Origin of the sequence: Pedobacter sp. ok626 (genome assembly GCF_900100435.1) — a bacterium.
Taxonomy (GTDB): domain Bacteria; phylum Bacteroidota; class Bacteroidia; order Sphingobacteriales; family Sphingobacteriaceae; genus Pedobacter.
The window spans coordinates 17,090-43,663 of sequence record NZ_FNEX01000013.1; the positions used below are offsets into that span (position 1 = coordinate 17,090).

Below are 26,574 nucleotides of genomic sequence, written 5' to 3' on the forward strand. Positions count from 1 at the left end.
TTTGGTAAGGCTAATTTAACAATAAATCAATCAAATTTTTGATTCAGCCTCGCCTGTCCTAATCTAGCTGAATGTTGTTCGCCCGGGCTGATGGATACGAGCCCAGCTACTTTACACATGAATTGAATACTTTTAAAGGGGATTTGTTGCTTGTAATGCATGGATAAAAGGTTAGTCATTATTTACACTGCCAAAAAAAATGAGACAAATCGACAAGAAATTGAACAATTTGTGCGTCTACAACTTGAGGTTTAAACTGTTTCACGAGACTCATAGGATCGCAAAACCAACGTTTCTTTTGCACAGCTCATTAATTAATATGTTAAAAAAATTATGAATAGTATGTGAGTTTGGCATTAAAAAAAGTCTCTATACTTTTAATTAAGCCGTTACAGCCGAGCACTGTACCAATTATATTAAAATATTTATGACCAAAGAGCAATTTATAGCACTTTTCGAGAAATGCGCGTCGGGAAATTGCACCGCTGAAGAATTGACCCAGCTGGAAAACTACCATGACGATTTCGAGCTGACTGTTAAACAATGGTCGGTAGGAATGGGCACTTCCGACGAAGTTAGGCAGCAGATGCTTAAAAAACTACGGTCGCAAATATCGGCTGAAGGGAAAAAGCGCCGCAGTAATTTCCACTATTGGGTTGCAGCGGCATCTGTACTTATATTCATTGCCGCCGGTACATGGTTTTGGCTAAATACAAAAGATCAGCATCAAATAGTTCAGTCTGTTTCGATCAACACAAAAATAACACCCGGCCGCAACCGGGCCGTTTTAACGCTCGCCAATGGTAAAAAATTAGATCTTGACGATACCCAAACGGGAATTATATCCAGGGAAGGGGCATCAATAGTAAGCAAATCTGCTGATGGCAAATTGGCATATGGAAACAATACAGATCCATCAGATCAAAATGCAGTTATTTATAATACTATAGAAACACCCCGGGGCGGTCAATATCAGCTTACGCTGGCCGATGGCACAGCGGTATGGCTCAATGCTGGTTCATCACTAAAATATCCGACCACCTTCGGCGGTAAAGAAAGAAAAGTGGAATTAACCGGCGAGGCTTATTTTCAGGTTGCGAAGAACAAGGAGCAACCTTTTAGCGTAGCGCTCAAGGGAATGAAAGTAGAGGTTTTAGGGACTCATTTCAATATAATGGCTTACAATGATGAAAATACCATCGAAACCACCTTGCTTGAGGGCTCGGTGAAGTTAAGTAAAGATGGCAGCAGCACTATGCTGATGCCGAACCAGCAGGGCGTTTTAAACAACGGCGCATCAAATTTTCGGGTTCATGCAGTAAATGCAGAAAATGTAATCGCCTGGAAAAATGGTTTTTTCAAATTTGATAACGAGAATATCGAAACCATTATGCGTAAGGTAGCGCGCTGGTATGATGTAGATATCAGCTATAAAGGCAATCTGAAAAGTCAAAACTTCGGGGGTACGGTACCAAGGTTTAAGGACATTTCGCAACTGTTAACCACACTTGAATTAACCGGTACCATTCATTTTAAAATCGAAGGAAGGAGGGTAGTCGTGATGCCGTAGTGCTACAAATTCCGATGAGAGTTGCTGAAATAAAAAAACCGGAAGCGTTGACAGCGCCGCCGGTTTTAGCCAATTAGGCTTTTGAGCAACTTATTATAATCCTTGAAACGATCAACTATAAATTAACCCATAACCAAATGTATAAATTTTTCCATGCATTTTCATGCAGGTCTGGATCCTGTATGTTATCAAAAATCGGTCTGGTAGTGAAACTTACGATCCCATTTTTATTAGCTGCTATTTTGCAGGTTAACGCAGCAAGTTATGGCCAGCAGGTCAGCATATCTGTGAACAATACGTCATTGTCCCGGGTTTTTGAATTACTTCATCATCAAACCGGCTATACTTTCCTGTACAATTCAGCGATGATTAGCGAAAGCGAGCCGGTAAGTATTTCCGTAAAAAAAGCAGAACTGAAAGATTTTCTGGATAAATGTTTTGCTGATCAACCCCTTACCTATACACTTTATGAGAAGACAGTTGTTGTTAAAAGAAAAAACCCTGTAGTCGCTAATATTGTGGTAACAGGGATCATCAGGGATGCTAAAGGTGAAACCCTGCCCCAAATTACCGTCAGGGTAAAGGGTACCACAATCGGTACAAACAGTGATTCCAATGGTGCATATACTTTGAAGTTACCAGACGGCAGCCAAACCCTTATTTTCTCGGCCATAGGCTATGAAACTTTGGAAGTAGCCGTTGATAACCGCACGCAGATAGATGTGACCTTAAAGGAAAAGATATCTACCATGAATGATGTGGTCGTAGTGGGTTATGGGTCCCAGAAAAAGGCAGATGTGACGGGCTCCATTGCTTCCATAAATGAAGAAGCACTAAAAAGTGTACCTGTGAGCAACCTGCTAAGTGCGTTGCAAGCCCAGTCTCCAGGTCTCGACATTCAAAAAAGTGGCGGCAACAGCCACCCGGGGGCTAAACCCGCTATATCTATTCGCGGTCGGCGTTCATTAAAAGATGGGGCCAGTAATGATGTGCTTTATGTGGTAGATGGGATTCCTTTTAACGGTACTTACATCAACGATCTGAACCAGGATGATGTGGTCTCTGTACAGATATTGAAGGATGCATCGGCCACCGCGATCTATGGATCGAGAGGAGCAAACGGTGTGATATTGATTTCGACCAAACGAGGTAAAACAGGTGCGGCTGTCATAACCTATAGCGGCTATGCAGGGGTAATGAAGTCCCTTGGTCATTATGACGTGATGGAACCTGCGGATTATCAGATATACAAAAAATGGGGAAGCTACAATGCAAACAATCCAAATGTGATTAATGCTCCTAATCCCTATACCGGCATAGATGATCCGAGGTTTTACACGGACGGAACTACTTTTTTGCCAGCTGAGCTGGAGGGCTTGCAGAATGGAACCAATACCAATTGGCAGAAACTGATTTTTAAGAATGGGATGCGCACCAATCACCAATTGGGCTTATCTGGTGGTACGGAGCAGACCAAGTATGCGATTTCGGCAGGATATTTTGGTGAAACAGGTGTATTCCCTGGACTTTCTTTTCATCGTTTCAGTTTCAAAGTAAGCTTGGATCAGCAATTGGGAAAAATCTTTAAAGTAGGGATCAGCTCTATCAACTCAGTGAGTAGGATCAATGGGGAGGGAATCAATCCGGTATCGCAGGCTTTGCAATCGAGCCCCCTGACCGTTCCCTATGATGCGGCAGGCAACTTGATTCCATTCCCTGGTGGCGGTTCTTTGATTTACAATCCGCTTGCCAACCTGATTCCGGGTGCAGTAGTTCAGAACCGGACGCGCTACAATACTTTCACTACCGCCTATGCCGAAGCACAGTTTACACCTCATCTCAAATATAGGTTCAACGGTGGTGTGGAATTGACTCCTGAAACTTACGGGCATTTCTATAGCAGCAATACTTTCCAAAATTTAAGCGGTCCTTCAACCGGCAGGAACAGCAATTATGATTACCGCAATTTTACGCTGGAAAACCTTGTTGTTTATGAGAATACATTTGCCGAAAACCACCATGTTACAGGGACCGGACTTTTCAGCTATCAGGAGGACAACAAGTACAGTACCACCCTGACCTACAACAATATTCTGGCCGATGATGTACAGTATTACAATCCCGAACTGGGCGCGAATTTTAAAGGAACAGGAGAATACTCAAAGTTCGCTATTGTTTCTTTCATGGGCCGCATAAACTATAACTTCAAAAGCAAATACCTGCTCACCCTAACGATGCGCTCTGATGGCTCATCTACGTTGGCTCCGGGAAATAAATACCATTTGTTTCCTTCGGCAGCAGCGGGATGGAACATCTCTGAAGAAAATTTCATGAAAACAGTTAATGCTGTATCCAGCTTAAAACTTCGTGTGGGCTATGGTACAGTAGGTAATGCTGCAGTTAGCCCTTACCAGACGCTAGGTGGTCTGGGGATCATCAATTATAATTACGGAACTTCCTATGTAACTGGTACTTATCCTAATAATGTTCCTAATCCAAAACTAGGATGGGAGTATACTGCATCATTGAACATGGGGCTGGATTTCGGTTTGTTCAAAGACAGGATCACTGGTACGGTGGATGTTTATCAGCAAAAAACCAATGATTTGATACTTCCTCAAAATCTGCCGATCACTACCGGCTATACCTCACAGTTCCTGGCCAATGTAGGCAAAACGGAAAACAAAGGTTTAGAGGTTTCTGTAAGTACAGTAAACATTAAATCAAAATCGGAGGGCGGTTTTAGCTGGACGAGTAGTTTGAATATAGCATTTAACCGTAATAAGATTGTAGCGCTGCAAAATGGCGTAACGCAGGACGTGGGCAATAACCGTTTTGTAGGTGAACCAATTGAGGCCCTTTACAATTATTCCAGGCAGGGTATCTGGCAAAACACGCCTGCAGATTCTGCCCTGGCGAGAAAGTATAACCTCAGCCTATCAGGGGTAGGGTCGGTTATAGGTACGATCAAAGTGGCTGATATTAACGGAGATAACGTGATCAATTCCAATGACCGCATCGTTGTAGGTACCCGGCAGCCGAAGTTTTTGGGCGGGTTTACAAATAGGTTCAGCTACCGCGGAATCGATTTGGCAGTGGTTTGCAGTTACCGTGTAGGTGGCACACAGATCGCTTACTGGCTGCAACCCGGCAGCAATGTGAATTCACTGACGGGTAAGGTGAACAATTTAAATATTAACTATTGGACACCCTTCAATAGTGAAAATACATATCCGAAACCCATCTTTGGCTCTAACACACCAACCTATGGTGATTTGCTGGGCTATTATAATGCAAGCTATCTGAAGATCCGGACCATCAGTCTGGGCTACACAATCCCAGGGAGACTGGTATCGAAGATGGGAATAAAATCTTTGAGGCTGAACACTTCGTTGAATGATGCGTTCATCTTATTTTCTCCTTTGCACAACCGGTTTAAAGGGGCTGACCCTGAATCTGAAGGTACACTTGGAGTGGATACCCCACCGGTTAAATCACTATTGTTTGGTTTGAATGTTACATTTTAATTGATTAAGACAGATGAGCTCATATCTATATCGCATTTTGGCGATCACGTCGATTGCCTTCGCCACTTCCGGCTGCAATAAACAATTGATAGAAGATCCAAAATCTTCGCTTACACCACAATACTTTAGTACCGCTCAGGGCTTTCAATCTGGACTTGATGCGGCCTATGCGGGCAACCGTAATTTATGGGGATCAGAAAATTTCATGACCATGACGGTACCCGGAACAGATGAATTTAGGTCCGGAAGCGGTGGCAACACCAGCTTTAACATTTATTCGAGCAGCTACGACGCCAGCAGTGGATTTTTATCGGGAGTTTGGAATCCATGCTATACCTTCATCAATACCTGCAATGGCATCATAGATAACGGAGCGACGGTCAGCGGCCTTGATGCCAATACCGTTAAACAGAAAGTTGCAGAAGCCAAGTTTCTCCGTGCAAATTACTACTTCTTACTGGTTAGATTTTTCGGTCCGGTAACCCTGAACAAAAATTTTATCAGCGAACCCAGCACCAGTGCGAACAGAGCACCAATCGCAGAAGTATATAATTTCATTGTGCAGGACTTGAAGGAGGCGATAGCCGCTCTTCCTCCGAGCCCGACCCTGAACGGCGTGTTGCCGGGCAAAGCAACCGCGGCTGCGGCATCGCATTTGCTGGCGAAGGTCTACCTGACCAGGGCTTATTCATCTGCCAAACAAGCAGATGATTTTAAAAATGCTTATGATACTGCAAAAGGACTAATCGATAAGATAGCGACTTTAAACCTCGGGCTACTGCCAGATTTTGGCGCTGTTTTCGCAGAAGGCAATGAAGCCAGCAAAGAAATTCTGTGGAGCGTTCAGCATACCCCGAACCTGACTTATAATGCGATCAGCAATGAATTGAATTTCCATTACGTGATGGGCTATGAAAATTTTCCCGGCCTTGTTCGCTCTATGGCTTACGGAAGGCCGTATGGTCGTGTACAACTCACCAACTGGCTTGGAAATGTTTGTTTTGCCGACAAAATCAATGACACCCGTTATTACAAAACTTTTCAGACTGTCTGGCTGTCTAACTCAGCCGATAAGATTCCAAAAGTCAATGGTGTACCTAAATACGCTCTGGGGGATACGGCTATTTTCATGCCAGGGGTAGATGTGACGGACGCCAAGATCAATAGTACCCGCTATTCATTGGTTCCACCGCGAAAATATACCTTACAGTTGTTTCCGACAATGACTAAATATCAGGATACCAAGCGCGCTGGTATCAATGATGCTTCAGTCAGACCTATTATGGTGTATCGCCTTGCGGAAACCTATCTGCTGGCTGCAGAAGCTGCCGTTAATCTGAATGACAATATCAATGCGGCAAAATATGTCAATATCGTTCGTGCGCGCGCTGCTTATCCCAATGGCGACCTTGCTGCGATGACCGTGACACCGGCACAAATGACGCTAGACTATGTTCTGGATGAGCGGGCCCGTGAGTTGTGCGGAGAACAGACGCGCTGGCTGGATCTTGTAAGAACAAACAAACTCGTGGAGCGCGTGAAACTTTACAACCCTGATGCGGGTGTAAATATCCAGGAAAAGCATATTTTAAGGCCTATACCGCAAAGTCAGATCGATCGAATTATTACAGGTGATAAATATCCGCAAAACAAAGATTTTTAATTGAAGAAACATATTTTATGGAAAAACGAAGAGATTTTATTAAAAAAGTAGCTCTTGCATCGGCCGGAGTTGTGGCAGGCAACAGTCTGTTTGGCATGAGTGCAAAAAGCTACCGTAATATTATTGGCGCTAACGAACGCATCCATGTAGCCATCATCGGTTTAAATGGCCGTGGCTCTAGCATGGCAAGTACTTTCGCGCGACAAAAGGATGCAGAGATCACTACACTTTGCGATGTGGATACCCGCGTTTTTGCCAAAGCACTAAAAGCTGTAAGCGACAATAATAAAACAAACGTCCCCAAAACCGAAGGCGACTGCCGCAAGGTGATGCAGGATAAAAATATTGACGCCATCTACATCGCCACGCCTGATCATTGGCACACGCCCCTTACGATAATGGGCTGCCAGTCTGGAAAACACGTATATGTAGAGAAGCCTTTAAGCCACAACCCGCACGAGGGCGAACTGGCCATTGCTGCCGCCCGAAAATATAACCGGGTGGTGCAAATGGGGGCGCAACGTCGTTCGGCCCCAATACTGACCGAGGGTATACAACAATTGCACGAAGGAATTATTGGCCGGGTTTACTACGCAAAAACCTGGTACACTAACGATCGTAAGCCTACTTTCCTAAAACCCGGCAGCGCGCCCTCGACGTTAAATTATGACCTATGGCAAGGCCCTGCGCCACGCCTGGCTTATCAGGATGGGTTGATCCATTACAACTGGCACTGGTTTTGGCATTGGGGCACCGGTGAGGCGCTGAACAATGGGACGCACGAGGTTGATATCGCCCGCTGGGGATTAGGTGTTGATTATCCCGTAAAAGTAACTTCATCAGGCGGACGTTATGCGTATAAGGACGATTGGGAAACGCCGGATACGCAGGTTGTAACGCTGGAATATCCCGACAAGAAAATGATTATGTGGGAAAGCAGCAGTGCAAACGGCCGAAGAATTGAAGGTGAGGAGCGCGGGGTTATTTTTTATGGCGAGAACGGAAGCTTAAGCACCGGTACTGATGCTTATAAAGTGTTTGATCTGAAAGGCAAACTGCTGAAAGACGTTGGCCCGAAAACGAAAGAAGAAGCCGTACAGGGGCGCAATACTGCCAGCGTGAGCCTGAGTTTGGATAGTATGCACGTAGCTGATTTTCTGGATGCAATACGCAATAACCGCAAGCCAAATTGCGATGTGGAGATCGGGCATAAAAGCATCATCGGTATGCAGCTCAGCAATATAGCCTGGCGTGTAGGCCGGGAGCTTCAACTCGACCCGAAAAATGGGCATATTCTTAATGATCCCCAGGCGCAAAAGCTATGGAAACGTAGCTACGAGCCAGGTTGGGAACCTAAAGTTTAATTAACTTCTATTTAGATAACAATTTCAAATATGATCTATCATTTAAAAAAAGCCTTACTAACCCTGGGTTTAATAGGTGGCCTGGTTAGCAGCCAGGTTGTAGCCCAAAAAAAACTATTTCCCGAAGCCCCGGGTATCGTATCGTACACCTATCGTAACCAGTTTGCCAAAGATGTGCCCGGCACACTGGATATGATAAAAGGCCAGGGCATAATCGATATCGAATTTTCGAGCCTGTTTAAGCAAACACCTGAGGACTTGCGCAAAATGTGCGATGCAAGGGGTATCAAATGTTCATCATACGGGGTAAGTTATGAAGACCTGGTCAATAAGACCGATGAAGTAGGGAAAACTGCCGTAACATTGGGCGCAACCTATGTTAGGGTAGCCAGTATTCCCCACAAAGGCGCTTTTACCTTAGACAATGCCAAACAGACGGTTGCCGATTTTAACAAGTATGGTAAGCTGCTGAAAGATAACTATGGCCTTACTTTTATTTATCATAATCATGGTTTCGAGTTCCAACCTTACCAGGATGGCACGCTGTACGACTACCTGTTGAAAAATACCGAGCCTAAATATGTAAGCATGGAACTGGATATCCTGTGGGCGTTTTTGCCGGGACAGGATCCAGCGCAATTACTGGCCAAATATGGTAATCGCTATAAAGCCCTGCACATGAAAGATTTAAAGAAAGGTGTTGAACGTGGCAGCCTTTCGGGTGGTACCCCGAAGGATAACGATGTGATTTTAGGCACAGGCCAAATTGATATTCCGGCCGTAATAAAAGCAGCGCGCAAAGCGGGCGTAAAACATTATTATATTGAGGATGAAAGCAGTTCATCCGTTACACAAGTGCCTGAGAGTATAAAATATCTCAATAACTTAAAAAAAGACTAACTTGAACATTCTAGGAACCATTTATGTTATTAAAACTTTATAAACCGCTGGTATTGGGCATCGCTCTAACATCAGTGACTATTTCTGGCATCGCTCAAACCGGGGCCCCTGTAGAGACCATCAAAGCCAATGCCGACTACAAACCCGCTTTTAAGGGCCAAACCCGTATAGGCAGCGTTAAAAGCAAAACGGCCTATAAAGACGAGGTGATCAATACCAACCTGAACGGCCCATGGGGTATTTGCGTATTGCCTGATGGACGTTTACTGATAAGTGGTAAGCCGGGCAACATGCAAATATTGACCACTACAGGTAAGATCGTGAAAACGATCACAGGTTTCCCTAAAGTACATTTCCAGGGACAGGGTGGTTTGCTGGATGTGAACATTGATCCCAACTTTAAAATGAACCGTATGGTTTATTGGACTTACGCCCAGCCGGGTGAAAACGGCGCTGCATTAGCTGTTGCGAAAGGCAAGCTATCTGCCGATGAAACCAGGTTAGAGGACGTAAGTGTGATATTTGAAGCTGTGCCTCGCCATAAAGGCGGCGGGCAGTACGGTTCGCGATTATTGTTTGATAAAAAAGGCAATATTTTTATCAGTTCGGGCGACCGTAGTGCGAATAACATTCGTCAAAAAGCACAGGATCTGAGCGCTACAACAGGCAAGATCATCCATATTACCAAAAATGGCAAGCCGGTGGCCGATAATCCATTCATTGGAAAGGCAAATGCTAAGCCCGAGATATATGCCTTGGGTCTCCGTAACCCGGATGGTTTGGCTATTCATCCTGCTACGGGAGATTTGTGGGAAGCTGAGTTCGGTCCGCGTGGTGGCGATGAGCTTAACCTGATCCAAGCCGGAGGTAATTACGGTTGGCCCGTGGTAACTTATGGTATTGAGTATAGTGGCGAAAAAGTGTACGAAGGTATACAGCAAAAAGAGGGCACCATACAGCCGGTTTACTATTGGGATCCCAGCATTTCGCCGGGTTGTATGATATTTTACACCGGCAACATAGCTGAGTGGAAAAATAATATTTTAGTAGGCGGCCTGGGTGGCCTGCATATCGCTCGTTTGGTTATCAAGAACAATAAAGTAGTAGGCGAGGAGCGTTTGCTGGTAAGCAGGCAAGAACGCTGGCGCTGCATGGCCATTGGTAAAGACGGCAACATTTACGCATGTACGGATAGCGGCAAGCTGTATAAAATAAGCAAGAAGTAATTTAATGATCTATTGTGCAATCCCTCTTTACAGTATGTAGAGAGGGATTCCAATCTATCCCTTCATACTTTTAATCTATCAGCTTCTTAAGCTCATAAGTCTCTTTTACACCTACAATAGAATCCATTAAACTTCCTGACAATTGATATTTATCTTTATCTAATAGCATCGTAAGCATCAGGTTTTTATCGTCAGCAGCACCAAATTGTATTTTTCCGGCATCTGCATGCACAATTTCCAGCTCTCTTTTAATATTTTCAATATAACTATCCAGGTGAAATTTTGCAGATGCTTTCCCGATTTCAATCTTAATTTGCCCCCATCCCCGAGGATCTCCGGATTCATCTTTCATCCTTAGAAACGAGCCGGTGTAGGTTCCTGGCCATTCATTATTTATTAATGATGTACTTTTATGCTGGATGTTTTCCTGTTTTTTATGAACTTTTTCAATTTCTTGCTTTACATCTTCTTCAACTCTTTGCTTTATCCCGTTTTCATTGTTGCAACTTGTAATTGTCAAATTCAGGATCATTATCATGAAAATGTTTGAAATCGTATTTTTTGTCATTATTAAAGTAATAAGTAACGATAACTTGTTTTTCATGATGTTTTATTTTTGAAGTTGTAGTCTGATCCAATTAATTAGAAGAAGTATAATCACAATACTTAAAATATAGAGTTCAACCTTATTTACAGCTTTTACTCCAAATTTCCTCACACAAATCCTGTCGACAATCAGAAATAGAATCACTAAAGGCAGCCAAAGCAGATTTACCCAGCCTTGTAATCTTTGATCCATTCCGTTGGTGTTGATCAAAATTATGGAGGAAATTATTATGCCTAATATTGACATTAGACAGATTACTAAGAATATGGTCATTTTTTTTCGGTAAGGTGTTTTCATAAAATATCTTTAATTGGTATTAGGGCTTAACGACCCTGTTGAATTCTTCCCATTCGGTTGCATTTTCTGCGTCTCTCCATAGGCTAGAGTCATTCGTTCCATATCTATCATATCACTATTTAGTGATATATTCGCCCACTTAGGCTTCAAATTTAATTTTGACCGCTGAAATAATATCTGTTTCAATTCTCTCTTGCGTTACAATAAAGCCATTTTTCAGATAAAATTGTATTGGTGTATGATAGTTTGAGCCGTCTTGCTTTAGGTCATTACTATGATCGATTACCCAACCGCATAATTTTTTGGAACTCCGCTTTAGACTATCGATTAGCATTTTTCCGTACCCCTCGTTTTGATTTTCGGCAGATACAAGAATAGAAAACCATATCTCGTCATCCCTCAAGAAGGCAACGGCCCAGCCAATTACTTCGTTAGCTTCATTAAGTAAAATATGATGACTATCCTCTTTTATGTCTTTCAATAGCATTCCAAACCTATTTTTTAATTTGATTGGATATAGTTCGTTCCAGAGGTGATCAATTTTCTTTGTCTGATCTTCTGTTAGACTTTTTGATATTTCAATTCTCATAGTTGTATAATCACGATTGGACTCAATATAATCTTTCTACAATATTTCCAGAAGTCTTGCAGCGTAAATAATTATGTGTGATTGTTTTGTGTCGTGATCTTCTTACTCATCGAATCACTCAGCTATAGGATCGGAATTCCTGCGGAAATTGTAACCTTTTAAAATGCAAAAAGCCCGCTAATCATACAATTTGCAGGCTTAATGTTGGTTTTGATACCATTTCTATTCCGCCGTTATCGGATCTATAAGGGCTGAGACCTTGCTTATTGAATTTGCTGGGAATCCACCTTGTTTCGCGTGTTCCAGGACCATTTCTTCATTTGGAGCATTGTAAATGCAATAGATCTTATTGTCTGTAACATAGCTGTTTACCCATTGTATTTGTGGCCCCATTTTGCTTAACACCTCGTTAGATGCTTTTGCAATTTCCTTTAATTGTTCCTCGGTTGATTTCCCTACTCCAGGAATTTCTCTTTCAATTACATACTTAGGCATGGTAATAGTTTTTAAATTGTTTCAAAAATCTGTTGAATAGGGAGATTTATGATTTGTGACTGCAGGGGAAGCACTAGAAACCGGGAGAAAATTCAGAATAGCTGCAGCTGAAGTTTCAATACTTAAATTTACAAAAAAAATTAATAATAATCTATTCTTGTACTACTTCAATAAGTTAGTACAAAATGCAATAAATAGGAATGTCATAGTTTTTCCCAAAACTATTCTGGTCATCCCTTAGGTGGCTGAATTTCCAGTTTCCTCTTTTCCGTATATATAAACGCTGCATTTATAAAATCAACGAGTTGGGTGTAAAAGTATAGCATATCGGAATTTTCATCTCCCTCGGTAAATCCGACTGAGTTATTTACCCATCCCTTATAGAGCTGCCAAGTTTTCTCCCTAATCTGATGGAGATGATTGTTATCCAAAAAGTCGACCATTGTGCTTAAAGGGTTTTCTAATTCATAGTCTGATAAATTTGTGGGCTGGTAATCCAGTTTTTTCATGATGTTTTCCATAATCTTATTTTTAAATCAATATTGAATAGTGAAATTGGTTGCTAATTGGAGGCTGTGGCTGGATTAGCAAATTCGTTATATAACATGGCTTGTTTTATTAACTGCGCTATTTTCTCTTCACACATTACCTTAGCAAGTGCTACAAACGCTATAATTTTATTGTATAAAAGCCAGGAGTCGTCTTCGGAAATGTTGAAAGTATCTTTGTATCTCGCTCCCGAATAACTTTTAAGCAATACTTCAAAAAGTCTTTCGTCATCGGGGCTACCGGATAAGAACATTTTGATGGGGGCATTTGAAAAGCAGGAGCAGAGGTGTAAAAGGCGACGTAAATTATGCATCTCTGCTCGATAGGCCAGGTGCACACTGATTAGAGCAATGCAGGCTTGTTCTACTGCCTGATGTAGCATAAATACGCATACATTGTGCTGTTCAGTAATGATGCACTCATGCGCTCCGGCTAAGAAGCCGTCTGCTAAGGTCATTCTGTGGTCGAAATGTTTTCTTGCTTTTATAGCGGCTTCAGTTGGAATAAAACGATTGTAGAAATCTAAAGTAGTCATTCCATTATGGCTATAAATCAATTTAGCGGTACTATAAACCGTAATAAAAAAACGATTATTGGCCATAATAGCCTCCTCAATGGCTTGTTTCGCATGACAGAGGATTGTAATTACACCCTGTTTGTAATTGCCATTTGTGAAATCTTGGACCTCGTGATCAATTCGGGTGTTACTTTCAGTAACGAGCAGTAAGCAATAATTGCAATGAAAGGTATCGGATTTTTCTTTAAAAGAGCCTTTATCATCTTGGGCGTAGCTGCTTTTGGAAAAGCTAAAGATTTGAAGAGGCTTGAACTTTTGGACAAGCTGATTGATAAACGCTCTAAAGTAAATCGCATGATCTTCTGCAGGGGATAAAATTTGTAGTTCCATATATTGATCTCATTTAATTGGTTATAGTTTAAATGAGTCGCAAAGGGATTTTACACTTAAAATAAGGCGTGAAACCCACTTTCCATCTTAGAGGCCCTGAGAAGCCTTGGATATGGAAAAGCAGGCTCACGCCTATGACGTGAGCACTACACTTACTCCTCGTATCCATTTGAAATTTCTCAGGTTTCTAAGACGAGACTCGAAGTGCGAATGCTTCAATATTTTGTGAAGTAGTCGCTAAAAATAATTTTTTAATCTATCATTAACCAAATTTACAAATAAGCATTTGTTAAAACAAACTTATGGTATTTTATAAATTACGATTAGTTCTTTTTAAGTTATAGATAGTGTTCTATTGACGACTTTAGCTATAAATAAAGAAATATGGCTAATTGGACGATAACCAATAATAATCCTGAAAAAGATCTATCATCAATAGGTGCTTTATTTGAAACACAGAAAGTGAAAAAGATGTATGATATTTCTGAATTGTACCCAACCAAGGTTATTAAGTTACTTGGAATTAATTCAGAACGTTACTCTGTGAAGTTAGCAGATCCCGAAAAATTCATGGTATCTGAGATTTTGCGTCTAGCTTATATATTTAATATTGATCCAAATCTTATAATTGACGTGATACAAGCTGAAACAGAAGACAAGCTTATAAATAAGATTAATGTGCATAAAGCAAAACATAGCAAATAGGAGATTCTTAGTATTAATTTATTATTGAGAACGCAAAAACTTAGGACTACCAATTCATTTAAATTTATTTTCAATGAATTTCAAGAAAGCTCTTTCCTTACCACTTCTCCTTAAATAATTTGGATGATATGAACGAAAACTCATCTCAGGAAGATCAGGGTGGTTTAGCTGGCTGAATGCTCTCATATTATGATCCTCAATTTCAAGAAATTTAACCTCTTTGAATATTTTTTTAATCCGCCAATCGAAATCGGGTCCTGTGAAAAAAATGCAAACTTTAAGCTGAATAATCCCTATTTCATGCAAAAGAACATCGTCTAAAGAGGAAATGGCAATTTCTATTTCTCCAAAAGCGCGGGTTTCATTTAAATCAAATTTACTAACATTTGTCCATGCAGATGAATAAGGAACATTGCCGATAGCTTTTTCAGTTTTTCTTATTACATTCCAAAATGGTGAAGAGTAATAATCTATCCCAACATTAAAATTCTCATACTCCAGCATTTCTCGGACTTTAAGGAAATCTTGCTGTCTTGTCGTGTAAAGTTCTAGTAATTTATGCTTCATAATGTTTCTGGTTGACGCGTGTATATTATGTGTTTGAAACCTCTAATTCATTTAAAGGTTATAATCTTTCTACAATATTTATTCTGCTAACTTTTTTGAAATGCTAACCAAACAAAGAAAGATAGTAGTCAATAGCTTCATTACTTTGAATGTCCTATGTATTTCAAGTTATCAAAAAATCGCTCGATCAATCTTCTGTCCTTTGCTATGATCTCCGCCGTTCCTTTCGTGTCAAACCGAAAATCTAATAATGCTCCGTAATTTGTTAATAAACCATTTGGAAATCCCAAAGTGATAAGGTAAGTGTTAATTGCTCCTTTTTCCGTATTGATTGTATTAGAAACCAAAGCTATATTAGTTACGCTTGCCTTGATATAACCGTACTCCATGTAAGGATAATCTGCTAATTTTACAATCACTTCTTGTCCAACTTTGACCTTACCAGCTCCATTATTCGGTAACTGTACTTGTCCCATGATCTCATTTTTCTCAGGAACAATAGAGAAAATCGGTTCACCTGCTTGGACGAATTGATTTTCATTCCAGAATTTCAAGAATTGAACTTTACCAGCCATAGGAGAGACAATCAGGTATTGCTTTTCCCATTGTGCTATCTTATCGATCAAATTATTATAAGTAGTGATAAGTTCTAGCTCCAATTGGAGTTCTCTTTCTGTCTTCGCAATTCTGTTTTGTTGTATAGAATTCTCCGTTGTACTAATTTGCTCACGAACGGAGCCCGTATTTCGCAGCGATGTTTTATATTGATCGGTCGAATATATATTGGATGCCAGTGATTGTTCATACTCTGCTTGGCTGATCACTTTTTGAGCTAGTAAAAAAGAGTCACGTTGTAAAGATTTTTGATTAAGTTTAGTCTGCTCCTTACTTAATCCCTCTTTTTCTTTCAACGTTCCAAGAGCTTGTTTCTGTTCGGATAAGATACTAGTCAAAGATTGCTCTTGTCTATCAAAATGACGGTGATCCTGATAATCTGCCAATTGTTTTAAACTGGCCAAAAGGGAAGAATATGGTAAGGTTAAATCACCTAAGTTCAGATTTTTAGGGAGGGAAATGTAAAGATTTCTCGCTTCAGTAGTGGATAAAGGTAGATCTTTAGTCTTTTCCTTGATCTGATTTACCAACGCAGGATTAGCAGGATTATCAATCCAACTTAATAATTGACCTATACGAACCAACTCTTGTGTCTTTATTTGATTGATCTTTAATTTTCCATTTTGTTCTGATATCAACTTTAAAGGAGCTTGTTCTGCAGACAATGTAACTTCTCCTATAACGATGTCAGGATATTTAATGATATAACCGAAAAAAACTAGTGAAATTAAAATCCCACATACTAGATATGTAATATATCTACCAAACGCATTCGGCATCCGCTCAATAATATCCCGTACTTCTTCGGTACGATTTGGAATATTTATCTCCTTTTCAGCTTTCTTTTTTATTTCAGCTTCCACTATGCATTTAATTTAATAACACCTTAACCTCAGATTGGCTTTCTACCAATTGATAGTACCTGCCTTGTCTTTCCATTAATGTGCTATGATTGCCGATTTCTACAATTTGACCATCACGCATCACCACAATCTGGTCTGCCTTTCGGATAGTACTGAGACGATGGGCAACTACAATAACTGTTTTGCCATGGAAAACTTCGTCCAATGCAGATGTAATCTTTTGCTCATTAATAGTATCCAAAGCATTGGTTGCTTCATCAAAAAATAATATATCAGGATTTTTGTACAATGCTCTTGCAATGAGAACCCGTTGTTTCTGACCGCCGCTTAGTCCCCTACCATTTTCGCCCATCTTCGTGTGATAGCCTAATGGTAACTGTTCTATTTCATTACCAATGTTAGCTGCTCGTATGGCTTTTCTCAATCTTTTATTATCCGTTTTTTCGTCATCAAGAGTAATATTGTTCAATATTGTGTCGTTGAAAATTTTGCCATCTTGCATGACTGCCCCACACTTTTGACGCCACTGACGTAGTCGTATATTATTAATATTCATTCCTCCGATCAAGATATTTCCATATGAAGGTTTGTACAAACGAAGTAACAATTTGAGTAGTGTCGATTTACCACTACCACTATCTCCAACTATCGCGGTCACTTTGCCATCAGGAATCACAAGATTGATATTTTTTAATATCATTGGAGATACCTGGGTATATTGAAAGGAAATATTTTTAATGATGATGTCCTTGCTACCAGTAAGTTCCATATCATTACTCCCCATGTCTTCATCCTCATCCTTTAATGTCTGTATTTCATTCAGTCTCATAAAGGAAATCCGAGCGAATTGGAAAGATACCATGAATGAAATCAGCTGCTGTACAGGACCATTAAGCATTCCGATCATAAACTGCGTAGATATCATTACACCAAATGTAATCTCTCCCGCAATAACAGCCTTGGCACAAAAAAAAGTAATTAGCAGATTCTTGACAGAGTCGATAAAACCGGCTCCCAAATTTTGGATATTATTAATGCTTAGTAACCGTAGATTAACTTTAAACAATCGAGCTTGTATGCCTTCCCACTTATGACGTTTAGCCTGTTCATAGTTATTGATCTTGATGTCTTGAATACCTCCAATCATCTCTACCCAATAGCTTTGATTCTTGGCTGTGAGCTCAAAATAATCCCAATCTAACTTTTTACGGAATCTTAAGAATATCATTACCCATAAAACATACAATGTACTTCCAATAAGAAATATACAGAATATTGTAGTGTTATAAATTAAAAGTATAATACCAAAAATTAAAAAAGTTAATGATGAGAAAACAAGGTTTAGCGAATTGTTCATGATGAAAGAACGAATTCGCTCATGGTCATTGGCTCTTTGAAGAATATCACCCAACATTTTGTTTTCGAAGAACGAAATAGGCAATTTCATCAATTTGATAAGGTAGTCTGAGATGAGCGCAATATTGATACGGGAAGACAGATGTTGCAGTATCCAATCTCTTACTGCGGAGCTCAAGGTCATGCTAACGATCAAAGCTAGATTGGTAATCAATACGATATTGATAAAGTCTATATCCTGTCCTTGTATTCCGATGTCAATAACAGCTTTGGAGATGAAAGGCAACACTGCTTGTATAGATGTGATTAACAACATTACAATACTGAGATATACAAAACTCTTCTTATAGGGTAGGAAGTAGCCCATGATATTCTCGATGTGCCTTCCCCGTTCGGCTTTTTCTCCCGCTTGTCGTTGTTTAAAATCTGCTTGAGGTTTTAATATTAAAGCTATTCCTGATGTTTTATTTTCATTTTTTTTGATCCACTTGTTCTCAAACTCTTCTCTATCGTAACTAACATAACCTTTGGCCGGATCAGCAACATAAAATTTAGCTTTATTGCCTTGTCCTTTCTTAACATCATACAACACCACAAAATGTGAATTATTCCAATGAATAATAATAGGGAAAGGAACTTTGTCAATAATATCATCTATTGTACAATGGGCAGCCAAAGTACGTAAACCAATAGTTTCGGAACCATGAGATATACCTGCTAATGAAACCCCTTCACGTGTATTACCGCATAAATCTCGTAGATATTGTAAGGAATAATATTTCCCGTAGTATTTAGCAACCATCTTTAAGCATGCAGGACCACAGTCCATCATATCCAATTGACGATCTAAGGGGAATGATTTTAAATTCATTTTCTTAATTTTATCAAATAAAATATTGAACTATTCGGATCATTCTTCATACACATATATTTTAAGATGTTTTACTAAAACTGTAGCGGACACGGCGAATTTCATATTAGAAATAAAACGTAGTACACAAACTGTATAATCTTTTACCTTATTGAACAGATATTTCGACATTTCCATCATCCTTCAGCTGAATAAAAAACTTTACTAGATATTTAACATTTTTTCCATTCAACTCCGCTGGTCGCCATGATTGTGCACTTTGCCTAATGGCTTCTATCGTCTTCAAAGTCAATTTCGTTGAAATGCCATATACCCTTTTAAGATTGCCTAATGATCCATTTTCATCAACAAATCCAGTGATAAGCAATGATGAATCTGATGCATTCTTGCTCCTGGAATTCCTATAAATACTTTGAACGGCTTCTTGAACGGTTTTTAAATCCCCTTTATATGCCGCCCGATTTATACGGTCGACCTTACGCTTGGTAGTATTAGTATCTAAAGTGTAATATGCAAACCAATTGAATATAGAGTCCCGCTTAACGCTCGTCTCGACTCGATATCTTCCTAGTTTTGACTTCAAACTTGGCATTGAGGTGATCTCGTCCATCTGAAGTTTGGGATTTTTAGGGAATACTAATGTCGGATATTTTTTAGCCAAGATATACCGGTCTCCCGCAAAATTTAGATCGTAGCTTTCAATTGATTTGGTTTTTGAAGGTAGAAGGCGGTAAATATTTAATCCTATAAGCGTTTCATTGTTGTATACAAAAGTAAGATAGTCAATGTCTTGGTTACCTTCAAAAAAGTGTTTTGCGGCTATATCAGCAAAACTTATGGTAAAAATCACTTGAGTAGTTTCTTGAGCTCTTGCTGAATACCAGAGTGGAATTAGCGCTAATACTCCAATCATAAATTTCTTCATATTTTCAATATCTAAAATTTCCGTTTGTAATACGTAATTGTCACAGTTTCAGTGTCACTTAAATGCCCCGCTACGAAATCCGCTTCTGAATTCTGCACTATGACGCCATCAATATTGTTCTTGGAAACATATTTGCCTTCAGAGTTGATTATGCCGGAATGGATGGCTTCTTTAACACCATTACTATCTGTATACCAGATTGTCACTACATTTGCTTCCGCCTTATTTGTTGTTGCTTCATATAGCCCGCTTTGTGACAACAGATAATCAAATCCTTCCATTTCATTTTTTTCCAGCGAAGGATTATTAGGACTCATATTGGGATCTAAGAACCACATGTCGCCATCTCCATAAGCATATCCATGGCAATTAGATTTGAAATTATTTAATTCACCGCCGGTTATTAGCTGGTTAGTATCAGCATCCCTTACCGAATCAACTTTATAGGCAATTACTTCTACGTTATTCGTTGTTATGATTTTTATCTCTTTGAATTCCACTATGTATTTAGGAATCCCATCTTGGGTCATGGTTCTATTTAAGATTCTGCCTGTGTCAGTTTTTATTATATTTCCATTTGCATCTCTCTTCCATGGATCTTCCGAATTCCCCCCCCCTGATGGATTACCTCCTCCATTGCCACCACCGGGGCCATCTACTATTATAGGGCCGGAACCATCTGAGCTGCCTGAGCCATCGTCCCATGTTCCAGAACCTTCAGTGCGATCGTCAAGAAATCTACTTAACATGGCTTGTATACCACTAGAAAACCGATTTTCGCTACCATCATCATCTGCACTAGTTAATCGAACTCCATTAATTATAACTTCGTTTAGCGGTATCCCTGGTCCCTGATATGTACCTCCACCGGTAAAAGTATAATTTCCGCTATCGTCTGTAGTGAACGAGAAGCCTAAGCTTCCAAAATACGAAATAGTTTCACCAAATGATGCACCTGGTTCTAAAGCTGATCCGCCCATATTACCCCCTAAGACATAAGAAGCTTCCAATGGCGAAATCAATGTTAGCGACTCTTCTAATGTGGTGAATGAAAGTTTTAATCTTTTTCTCATAAAAATGTTTCTTTTAATTTATAACTAAATACTACTTAATATTTTATGGCACTAATGGTTTATTAAGAATGAACCCACTTTGATTGGACGCTCTAATAGGGATAACAAATTCTGCAAATCGTAAATGGAATCTAACTCAAACCAGTCACGCTCTGAGACCGGATGTATATACAACTCAAAAAGGTTTAAATGGCGAGCCACTAATTGATCCCAATAAGAATTGCAATAATTTTCAAAAGCACTTTTATTTTGGGATATACTATCAATAAGACTTATGATTTTTAGACAAGAAGCTTCTGTCCAATATGATATACCCAACAGGATATTGTATTTGTCATTGAAAGAATCTGGATTCTTCCTTCTATCTGCGATACAGATTGACCTCACTTGACGAGTGTTTTCATATTCAAAAAACCACTCGTACTCAACAATGGGCTTCAATGATGTATAATAAACAGACTCAAGATGCTCCCTGAAAATATTCTTCATCAAGTATATATCTCCTTCTACTATCCATGTGTTTTTCAGTTTGTTTTTTACAAGAAATAGCGAATAAAAGTTATTTGTAGTATCATATTGTTCGTTGATTACAATTTCTACTCCAGGAAATTTGTCTTTTAAATAGAGAAACTCTGTATACATATACCCGGCCACAATTACTATGGAATCCACATTTGAATCAAGAAGAAACCTTATCTGTCGTTCTATAATTGGCTCACCGTTAATTTTTAATAGAGGTTTCGGTACGATATTGGTCAATGGGCGCAGTCTCTCTCCTTTACCAGCAGCTAAAATAATTGCATTCATTAAATTCTGTTTAGGTAGTAGAACATATTAAGCCGTCTACATCTACACTTATCTTCGCAGATAAAGGAAATAAACCGGATTTCTCTTTTTTGTGACTCCAGGAGTATACTCGAATCTGTTCTCTCCACTCGGGATACTTAATGTCTAAATAATGTAATGGTTCTTTAGGTATAGTAACTAGTGCACCTTCAAATAAAGCCTTGCGCGTAGGGAAGATATAGTTGAGTGGAACTTCTAACCCGTGATTATATACTATATCGTTTTCCTTGTTATCATAAATCCATACATCTACAAATGGAAATCCATAAGGCAGGTCTCGAATCTGATCAGACTTATTATTCCATATTTTGTAATATTCATATTTATACTTACCCCAATATCTTTTAAGGATATTATATTTTTTACTGGAATTTACGGCCTTTAATAGCTTAGGAACTTCTGACCGTTCTATCGATAAATCAATATCGTCATCCCAAGCCATTATTTGCCTATGTCTGACATATCCCAAAAGTGTGCCGTCTGAGATGAAGAAATCAATGCCATTCTCATTAAACAAACCACTAAGATCATTCAACATCTGTTGTACAATTGAAAGATCTTCTTTCGACCATACGTTTGTACCTAATATCTGATCCAATTTAGACTTGTTACAGTCCTTTTCATATGCTATACTATCACCATACTCAAATACATCAATCTCCTCATAATCGATGTTTATGAGATTTTTTTTATTGAAAAGTAACAACTGTTCGTCCACGGGAGCTGCTATTTTTGTATGTGACAACAATAGTGGTAAACAGCTTCGATTCACAAAATAAGCATCGGTTCCCCATCTAAATCCCAAAACATAGGAATCGCTAAGCATAGTCTTCTTTTTGAATCCATCGAAAGGAAAATAAATTTGCCAACTGGAATCAAAAGCTGAAACTAGCGCTCTGATCTCAGACATTGTATACAGTATGGTATTTACATTTTCCAATACAATACCGTACTCATCTCCGGAATCGGCTAGATCTTTCCATGCATGATAATGTCTATTGTACACGGAGAGTTCGAATTGAGATAAAGGATACCCCCTACAAAACTCAGCATGTTCTATGCCTTGAGGTTTAATAATGGGCTGCACAGAATCATCAACAGTCAATTGTGATAAATCAACAAAATCTGTATTAGGTAAATGGCTTGAAATAGAGTCGCTTTCTTTCTGAATTATATATATTTTCATTCAAGAACGTTATACCGCTAAAGTATTAAATGCTATTTTAAATCACATTAAGCCTGTGTTATTATTCTTATGCAGCATCGTTAAGCTTTTCCTGGTTCGATTATATTTTTATTAACAAAAGAGTCAATTCTGGATTAAATGGGCTTAAGTTCATAATTTGTCTGAAAAGATTTACATAGCTCATAAAAAATGCAGCATCCAGTATATATATTTAATCTGCCGGAACGAAAGGATCGTCTAGAAGTTATAAGGAAACAATTTGAGGGTAGAACAGAATTCAATATTCAAATTGTACATCCTGAAATAGATTCGAATCCAAGAAGGAGCCTTTGGCGTACCCTAGTAAAAGTACTAACTAATAGAATAAGCGATGAAAATCTCCAATATATAATAGTCTGTGAAGATGACCATCTTTTTACGAAAGATTACTCCCCTGATTTATTAGATCTAGCCATAAAGAGCGCATTAGATCTAAATGCTGATGTCCTATTAGGAGGAGTTAGTTGGCAGAAATACCCATATCAGGTCATGAAGCATCTTTTCTTCATCACAGAATTTACAGGGTTACAATTCACTGTAATTTTTAGAAATTTCTTCAATACTATTTTACATGCAGATTTCAGTAAAAAGCCCATTGCTGACAAATTGATCTCTTCTCTGTCCGACGACAAATACCTCATATATCCTCCGGTATCTGTTCAAAAAGAGTTCGGGTATTCAGATGTGACCCCTATGAACAATCGCTCTGGAAGAGTGGATTTTTTATTCAAAAATACTGAGAACATCCTCTATAGATATGACCAGGTACTATCTTATTATTCAAAAACAAACACACAATTATTAACAGAAGATTTAGGTTTGGACAAGGTAACACTTCCAGTTTATGTGCTTAATTGCGAAGCACATTCCGATGGACTTGAGAATGTCAAAAAACAGTTTTCCAAAAAAGATGAGTTCGATGTCGAGATAATATATGATAACGATTGTGGTAATCCAGCCTTATGGAACATGATTGTTAAGACTGTTGAAAGAGTTTCGGCAGACAATGAAGATTTTTTTATCTTATGTAAAAGTAATCACGCTTTTACAAACCATTATGCCAAGGACAGACTTATAGAAAACATCATCGAAGCCTATATTCAGCGGGCAGATATTCTTTTAGGGGGGGCAGAAACCACGGGAACTTGTGTCCCAATTGCTCAAAACAGATATTGGATAGATAGTTTTGTAAACTCATCATATATTATTTTCTTTAAGCATTTCTATCAGAAAATATGCCATTATAAATCTGATGGTGAAGAGGATGTTGACAAGATTCTTTCAAAGCTATCTGTCAATAAAATGATTATCTATCCTTTCATTTCTAAAATTCACAATACCTCATCAAACCGAAGCCAATCTATAAAAAGAGAGGAAAACTCTAAAAATCATGAAGCTAAATATGTCCTATACCATAAAATCTACAGTCGATTCCATAAGGACAGCGGATGGAATGAGTGATAGGATAGAAGGGGTTGCAAATGCGTTTGCATAAGATGTAAAACCAATGTTGTGGATTAAGGCTTCTAAGATCATTAGCTTCCTGTAATTTTTATAGCGCCTTAGCTTTGGTTGATATATTCCGATCTAGGCGGTTTAAAATTGCAAGTGGTATTTCTTTTTCGGGCGACTGGTTTCTTGTAATAGATATATAAAGCAACAAAACCTACTGATAATCAGTAGGTTTTGTTGCTTGTCTGCGGAGAGTGGGGGAATTGTACCCTAGCTCATAATCCCGCTTTAATATGGTGTCTTGAAGGTTTGTAATTGTCGACTCACCGAATCACTCACCTTTTTAATTTCTTTTATAACTGCAAATGCTATAAATTAAATTTAGGTATATTTTTTTAAAATCAAAGTTTTAAGAAGCATAAGGATTTTTAGCTACTAATTGAATACTTCTGACGAAGTTGTGTAAATGTTAGCATTTTCTATTGTAATTTCTTCCGATTCCCAAATTTCAATTGCTTTATCATATAAAAAAGCAGCTCTTTTCTGGATTTCATTTTCGTTCCATTCATCTAGTTCAAGATATGGTGCCAATGTTTCTATTCCTGCAGAGTAATGAATCAAACCTTCTTTATTTAGTTTTCCTTTTTTCTTAATTTTCCAATTAGAATCGCGAATTGAAGCGTTCAAAGACTGGGTTATAATTGCTAAATTTCCTAATGTATACAATTTACGATTTCTAAAATCTCGCTCCTCTTTGTTATTTAATTTGCCCCAATAATTTTCCCATTTTTTTGGCATTAGATGCTCAAGGCTGTATTTACTAATTCCTAATAGTTGGGTAGCCTGCTTGTTTCTATTTCTAATTTTTGATTCGATTAAGTAAATTATACCCGCAGATTGTTTATTGACTAAATAAGCATTGTCAAAACCGATTTTCACCTCTTGGTTGTTTGGTAAATAATTAACTTTATCAGAACTCTTCTCTATGTATTCACGAAATTGTTCTTTTGATAAGATCTTATTTGAGATTAATCTATCTGTAAATAAATGGTTATAGTTTTTGGTGGTTGCGTGAACAATCATTCTACGCATAATATAACTCTCTATTAGTTCAAATAAGTCATTTTTTTGACTTTCTTCTTGAATATTTTTGAGAATATACAAAACATAAGGAATAAGAGTTGAAGTATCTAATCCAAAAATTATTGCGTTTATTCTTTCTATGCCAAAATCTGCTGTTAGTTCTCGATGAATGATGTCATAATCTAAATTTTCTTTGAATAGTTGAGCATATTCCTTTATTTCGGCTAAAACATCCTTTTTATTTAAGTCATAGTCTTTTATTAGGCTTTTATATGATTCGAAAAGTGTTTCAACTTTTGAAAATTCAATTTTATCTTCAGTTTTTACTTTTAAATCATTGTCTTGAATTTTGATTTGTAGATATGAATAAAAAAATAGATCAATAAAAGTTCTTTTTAACCTGCCTGTTGTAATTTCCTTATCCCAATAGTTTTTGGTTTCGTCATCTTTCTCAAAAATGTTTTTCCAAAACTCATTATAGTGTGCTAGTTCGTCTCGATTGAAAAAATAATTTTTCAAAAGTTCTGCCGTTGTTAGTCGAACACCAAGAGAATTAATAGTGTCAAAAATTTGCTGCTCATCTTCGTTTGTATCAAGGTCTATACCTACAAATAAGATCCTTCCAAGGATATTCTGGATATTATATTTTTCTGGATCAATGTGTTCTTTAAAATATGAATATGCTTTTATAATATTATCAGTCTCTGCAATATCTTTCAATTCTGTTAAATTGAGAACCTCATTGAAGGTTTCAATATCATTGTGATTGTGCAGCAAAGCCAAATGATTTGTACTTATTAGCCTAAAAATTCGATCAAATAGGTTTGTTTGCCCATTTTTTAGACACAAGACTTTGAAAAACAAATTTAAAGTAGTTAGTCTTTGTTGTCCATCAATTACTGTTCTTACATCTCCAACTCCGTTTCCAGTATGAGTTGGTTGTTGTTTTAAGATTACTGAGCCTAAAAAATAAGGTTTGTTTGAAACACTAACTGACTCCATATCTTCTAAAAGTCTTTCCCATTGGTCTGTGCCCCAAACATACGCCCGTTGAAAAAACGGGATTTCTAAAATTCTGTTTCCATTAAAGATGTCATTTATAGTTCTTTTTCCAGCGTCCATTTTAATATATTATTTTACGTTTTGCTTCTTATACTTTTTAATTACATTGAAAGTAATTAAAAAAGGTAGTGCTTTTATTGGTTTTAGTGTTAGGTGTTCTTAGCAGTTGGTTCCTGAGTGGATGTCTTTGTGAATTTAAGTTAAATAATATATAGGCAGATGATACGAAAATTATGA

Annotated in this window: 22 protein-coding genes; 8 read left to right on the forward strand and 14 right to left on the reverse strand. The window is 38.4% G+C overall.

Annotation, left to right across the window (positions count from 1 at the left end; all coding sequences use genetic code 11):
• The first annotated feature begins 427 nt into the window (after window positions 1–427).
• The 6 genes from BLS35_RS17585 (at window position 428) to BLS35_RS17610 (ending at window position 10,250) form a co-directional block, all read left to right on the forward strand.
• Window positions 428–1,570 carry a FecR family protein gene (locus BLS35_RS17585; protein ID WP_090783487.1) on the forward strand — a complete coding sequence of 381 codons (1,143 nt, stop codon included), beginning with the start codon at window positions 428–430 and terminating at the stop codon, window positions 1,568–1,570.
• A 137-nt stretch (window positions 1,571–1,707) separates the two neighbouring features.
• Entirely contained in the window at window positions 1,708–5,097 is a 3,390-nt protein-coding gene (locus tag BLS35_RS17590; protein WP_090783489.1) for a TonB-dependent receptor, read from the forward strand.
• Window positions 5,098–5,134: 37 nt separating this feature from the next.
• Window positions 5,135–6,760 carry a RagB/SusD family nutrient uptake outer membrane protein gene (locus BLS35_RS17595; protein ID WP_254778951.1) on the forward strand — a complete coding sequence of 542 codons (1,626 nt, stop codon included), beginning with the start codon at window positions 5,135–5,137 and terminating at the stop codon, window positions 6,758–6,760.
• 17 nt (window positions 6,761–6,777) lie between these two features.
• Window positions 6,778–8,124 (forward strand): Gfo/Idh/MocA family protein, encoded by a 1,347-nt coding sequence (locus BLS35_RS17600; protein WP_090783493.1) that lies wholly within the window; start codon window positions 6,778–6,780, stop codon window positions 8,122–8,124.
• 30 nt (window positions 8,125–8,154) lie between these two features.
• Window positions 8,155–9,024 (forward strand): sugar phosphate isomerase/epimerase family protein, encoded by an 870-nt coding sequence (locus BLS35_RS17605; protein ID WP_090783495.1) that lies wholly within the window; start codon window positions 8,155–8,157, stop codon window positions 9,022–9,024.
• A 23-nt stretch (window positions 9,025–9,047) separates the two neighbouring features.
• Window positions 9,048–10,250, forward strand: a complete 1,203-nt coding sequence (locus tag BLS35_RS17610; RefSeq protein WP_254778952.1) for a PQQ-dependent sugar dehydrogenase — start codon at window positions 9,048–9,050, stop codon at window positions 10,248–10,250.
• Window positions 10,251–10,320: 70 nt separating this feature from the next.
• Here the strand turns inward: BLS35_RS17610 and BLS35_RS17615 are convergent, their stop codons facing one another.
• From BLS35_RS17615 to BLS35_RS17645, 6 genes are all read right to left on the reverse strand, one after another.
• Window positions 10,321–10,854, reverse strand: coding sequence for a hypothetical protein (locus tag BLS35_RS17615; protein WP_132226047.1), 534 nt, complete (start codon window positions 10,852–10,854; stop codon window positions 10,321–10,323).
• A gap of 6 nt (window positions 10,855–10,860) precedes the next feature.
• Entirely contained in the window at window positions 10,861–11,049 is a 189-nt protein-coding gene (locus BLS35_RS17620) for a hypothetical protein (protein ID WP_090783500.1), read from the reverse strand.
• Between the two features lie 244 nt (window positions 11,050–11,293).
• Window positions 11,294–11,743, reverse strand: a complete 450-nt coding sequence (locus BLS35_RS17625) for a GNAT family N-acetyltransferase (protein WP_090783502.1) — start codon at window positions 11,741–11,743, stop codon at window positions 11,294–11,296.
• 222 nt (window positions 11,744–11,965) lie between these two features.
• A complete protein-coding gene (locus tag BLS35_RS17630) occupies window positions 11,966–12,238 on the reverse strand; it encodes a DUF4242 domain-containing protein (RefSeq protein WP_090783504.1) in 273 nt (90 codons plus the stop codon).
• A 230-nt stretch (window positions 12,239–12,468) separates the two neighbouring features.
• Window positions 12,469–12,759: a hypothetical protein gene (locus BLS35_RS17640; protein ID WP_090783509.1), complete on the reverse strand. Its 291-nt coding sequence runs from the start codon at window positions 12,757–12,759 to the stop codon at window positions 12,469–12,471.
• 41 nt (window positions 12,760–12,800) lie between these two features.
• A complete protein-coding gene (locus BLS35_RS17645; protein ID WP_090783511.1) occupies window positions 12,801–13,694 on the reverse strand; it encodes a HEPN domain-containing protein in 894 nt (297 codons plus the stop codon).
• Window positions 13,695–14,078: 384 nt separating this feature from the next.
• Here BLS35_RS17645 and BLS35_RS17650 point away from each other — a divergent pair, with 384 nt between their 5' ends.
• Window positions 14,079–14,399 (forward strand): hypothetical protein, encoded by a 321-nt coding sequence (locus tag BLS35_RS17650; protein WP_090783512.1) that lies wholly within the window; start codon window positions 14,079–14,081, stop codon window positions 14,397–14,399.
• 54 nt (window positions 14,400–14,453) lie between these two features.
• On the opposite strand, the gene BLS35_RS17655 is transcribed toward BLS35_RS17650, so the two are convergent.
• The 7 genes from BLS35_RS17655 to BLS35_RS17685 form a co-directional block, all read right to left on the reverse strand.
• Window positions 14,454–14,966, reverse strand: coding sequence for a hypothetical protein (locus BLS35_RS17655; RefSeq protein ID WP_090783514.1), 513 nt, complete (start codon window positions 14,964–14,966; stop codon window positions 14,454–14,456).
• Between the two features lie 140 nt (window positions 14,967–15,106).
• Entirely contained in the window at window positions 15,107–16,444 is a 1,338-nt protein-coding gene (locus BLS35_RS17660; protein WP_090783516.1) for a putative HlyD family type I secretion protein, read from the reverse strand.
• A gap of 7 nt (window positions 16,445–16,451) precedes the next feature.
• Window positions 16,452–18,671, reverse strand: coding sequence for a peptidase domain-containing ABC transporter (locus BLS35_RS17665; protein ID WP_090783518.1), 2,220 nt, complete (start codon window positions 18,669–18,671; stop codon window positions 16,452–16,454).
• Between the two features lie 148 nt (window positions 18,672–18,819).
• A complete protein-coding gene (locus BLS35_RS17670; protein ID WP_132226046.1) occupies window positions 18,820–19,584 on the reverse strand; it encodes a hypothetical protein in 765 nt (254 codons plus the stop codon).
• A gap of 23 nt (window positions 19,585–19,607) precedes the next feature.
• The gene (locus tag BLS35_RS17675; protein WP_090783522.1) at window positions 19,608–20,669 is read right to left on the reverse strand and encodes a DUF7689 domain-containing protein; all 1,062 of its coding nucleotides are present in this window, start codon (window positions 20,667–20,669) and stop codon (window positions 19,608–19,610) included.
• A gap of 51 nt (window positions 20,670–20,720) precedes the next feature.
• Window positions 20,721–21,476: a sugar phosphate nucleotidyltransferase gene (locus tag BLS35_RS17680; RefSeq protein ID WP_090783524.1), complete on the reverse strand. Its 756-nt coding sequence runs from the start codon at window positions 21,474–21,476 to the stop codon at window positions 20,721–20,723.
• A 10-nt stretch (window positions 21,477–21,486) separates the two neighbouring features.
• Window positions 21,487–22,701 (reverse strand): LicD family protein, encoded by a 1,215-nt coding sequence (locus BLS35_RS17685; protein ID WP_090783526.1) that lies wholly within the window; start codon window positions 22,699–22,701, stop codon window positions 21,487–21,489.
• A gap of 189 nt (window positions 22,702–22,890) precedes the next feature.
• Between BLS35_RS17685 and BLS35_RS17690 the strand changes: the two genes are divergently transcribed.
• Complete coding sequence (locus BLS35_RS17690) at window positions 22,891–24,201, forward strand: hypothetical protein (RefSeq protein ID WP_090783528.1); 1,311 nt, start codon at window positions 22,891–22,893, stop codon at window positions 24,199–24,201.
• A 426-nt stretch (window positions 24,202–24,627) separates the two neighbouring features.
• Here the strand turns inward: BLS35_RS17690 and BLS35_RS17695 are convergent, their stop codons facing one another.
• Window positions 24,628–26,397 carry a DUF262 domain-containing protein gene (locus tag BLS35_RS17695; protein ID WP_090783530.1) on the reverse strand — a complete coding sequence of 590 codons (1,770 nt, stop codon included), beginning with the start codon at window positions 26,395–26,397 and terminating at the stop codon, window positions 24,628–24,630.
• Window positions 26,398–26,574: the final 177 nt, after the last annotated feature.

What these genes read in the sequence shown, in the direction of transcription:
- BLS35_RS17585 (WP_090783487.1), top strand. Translation starts at nt 428, where the DNA reads ATGACCAAAGAGCAATTTATAGCACTTTTCGAGAAATGCGCGTCGGGA.
- BLS35_RS17590 (WP_090783489.1), top strand. Translation starts at nt 1,708, where the DNA reads ATGTATAAATTTTTCCATGCATTTTCATGCAGGTCTGGATCCTGTATG.
- BLS35_RS17600 (WP_090783493.1), top strand. Translation starts at nt 6,778, where the DNA reads ATGGAAAAACGAAGAGATTTTATTAAAAAAGTAGCTCTTGCATCGGCC.
- BLS35_RS17605 (WP_090783495.1), top strand. Translation starts at nt 8,155, where the DNA reads ATGATCTATCATTTAAAAAAAGCCTTACTAACCCTGGGTTTAATAGGT.
- BLS35_RS17610 (WP_254778952.1), top strand. Translation starts at nt 9,048, where the DNA reads ATGTTATTAAAACTTTATAAACCGCTGGTATTGGGCATCGCTCTAACA.
- BLS35_RS17615 (WP_132226047.1), bottom strand. Translation starts at nt 10,854, where the DNA reads ATGAAAAACAAGTTATCGTTACTTATTACTTTAATAATGACAAAAAAT.
- BLS35_RS17620 (WP_090783500.1), bottom strand. Translation starts at nt 11,049, where the DNA reads ATGGATCAAAGATTACAAGGCTGGGTAAATCTGCTTTGGCTGCCTTTA.
- BLS35_RS17625 (WP_090783502.1), bottom strand. Translation starts at nt 11,743, where the DNA reads ATGAGAATTGAAATATCAAAAAGTCTAACAGAAGATCAGACAAAGAAA.
- BLS35_RS17630 (WP_090783504.1), bottom strand. Translation starts at nt 12,238, where the DNA reads ATGCCTAAGTATGTAATTGAAAGAGAAATTCCTGGAGTAGGGAAATCA.
- BLS35_RS17640 (WP_090783509.1), bottom strand. Translation starts at nt 12,759, where the DNA reads ATGGAAAACATCATGAAAAAACTGGATTACCAGCCCACAAATTTATCA.
- BLS35_RS17645 (WP_090783511.1), bottom strand. Translation starts at nt 13,694, where the DNA reads ATGGAACTACAAATTTTATCCCCTGCAGAAGATCATGCGATTTACTTT.
- BLS35_RS17650 (WP_090783512.1), top strand. Translation starts at nt 14,079, where the DNA reads ATGGCTAATTGGACGATAACCAATAATAATCCTGAAAAAGATCTATCA.
- BLS35_RS17655 (WP_090783514.1), bottom strand. Translation starts at nt 14,966, where the DNA reads ATGAAGCATAAATTACTAGAACTTTACACGACAAGACAGCAAGATTTC.
- BLS35_RS17665 (WP_090783518.1), bottom strand. Translation starts at nt 18,671, where the DNA reads ATGAATTTAAAATCATTCCCCTTAGATCGTCAATTGGATATGATGGAC.
- BLS35_RS17670 (WP_132226046.1), bottom strand. Translation starts at nt 19,584, where the DNA reads ATGATTGGAGTATTAGCGCTAATTCCACTCTGGTATTCAGCAAGAGCT.
- BLS35_RS17675 (WP_090783522.1), bottom strand. Translation starts at nt 20,669, where the DNA reads ATGAGAAAAAGATTAAAACTTTCATTCACCACATTAGAAGAGTCGCTA.
- BLS35_RS17680 (WP_090783524.1), bottom strand. Translation starts at nt 21,476, where the DNA reads ATGAATGCAATTATTTTAGCTGCTGGTAAAGGAGAGAGACTGCGCCCA.
- BLS35_RS17685 (WP_090783526.1), bottom strand. Translation starts at nt 22,701, where the DNA reads ATGAAAATATATATAATTCAGAAAGAAAGCGACTCTATTTCAAGCCAT.
- BLS35_RS17690 (WP_090783528.1), top strand. Translation starts at nt 22,891, where the DNA reads ATGCAGCATCCAGTATATATATTTAATCTGCCGGAACGAAAGGATCGT.
- BLS35_RS17695 (WP_090783530.1), bottom strand. Translation starts at nt 26,397, where the DNA reads ATGGACGCTGGAAAAAGAACTATAAATGACATCTTTAATGGAAACAGA.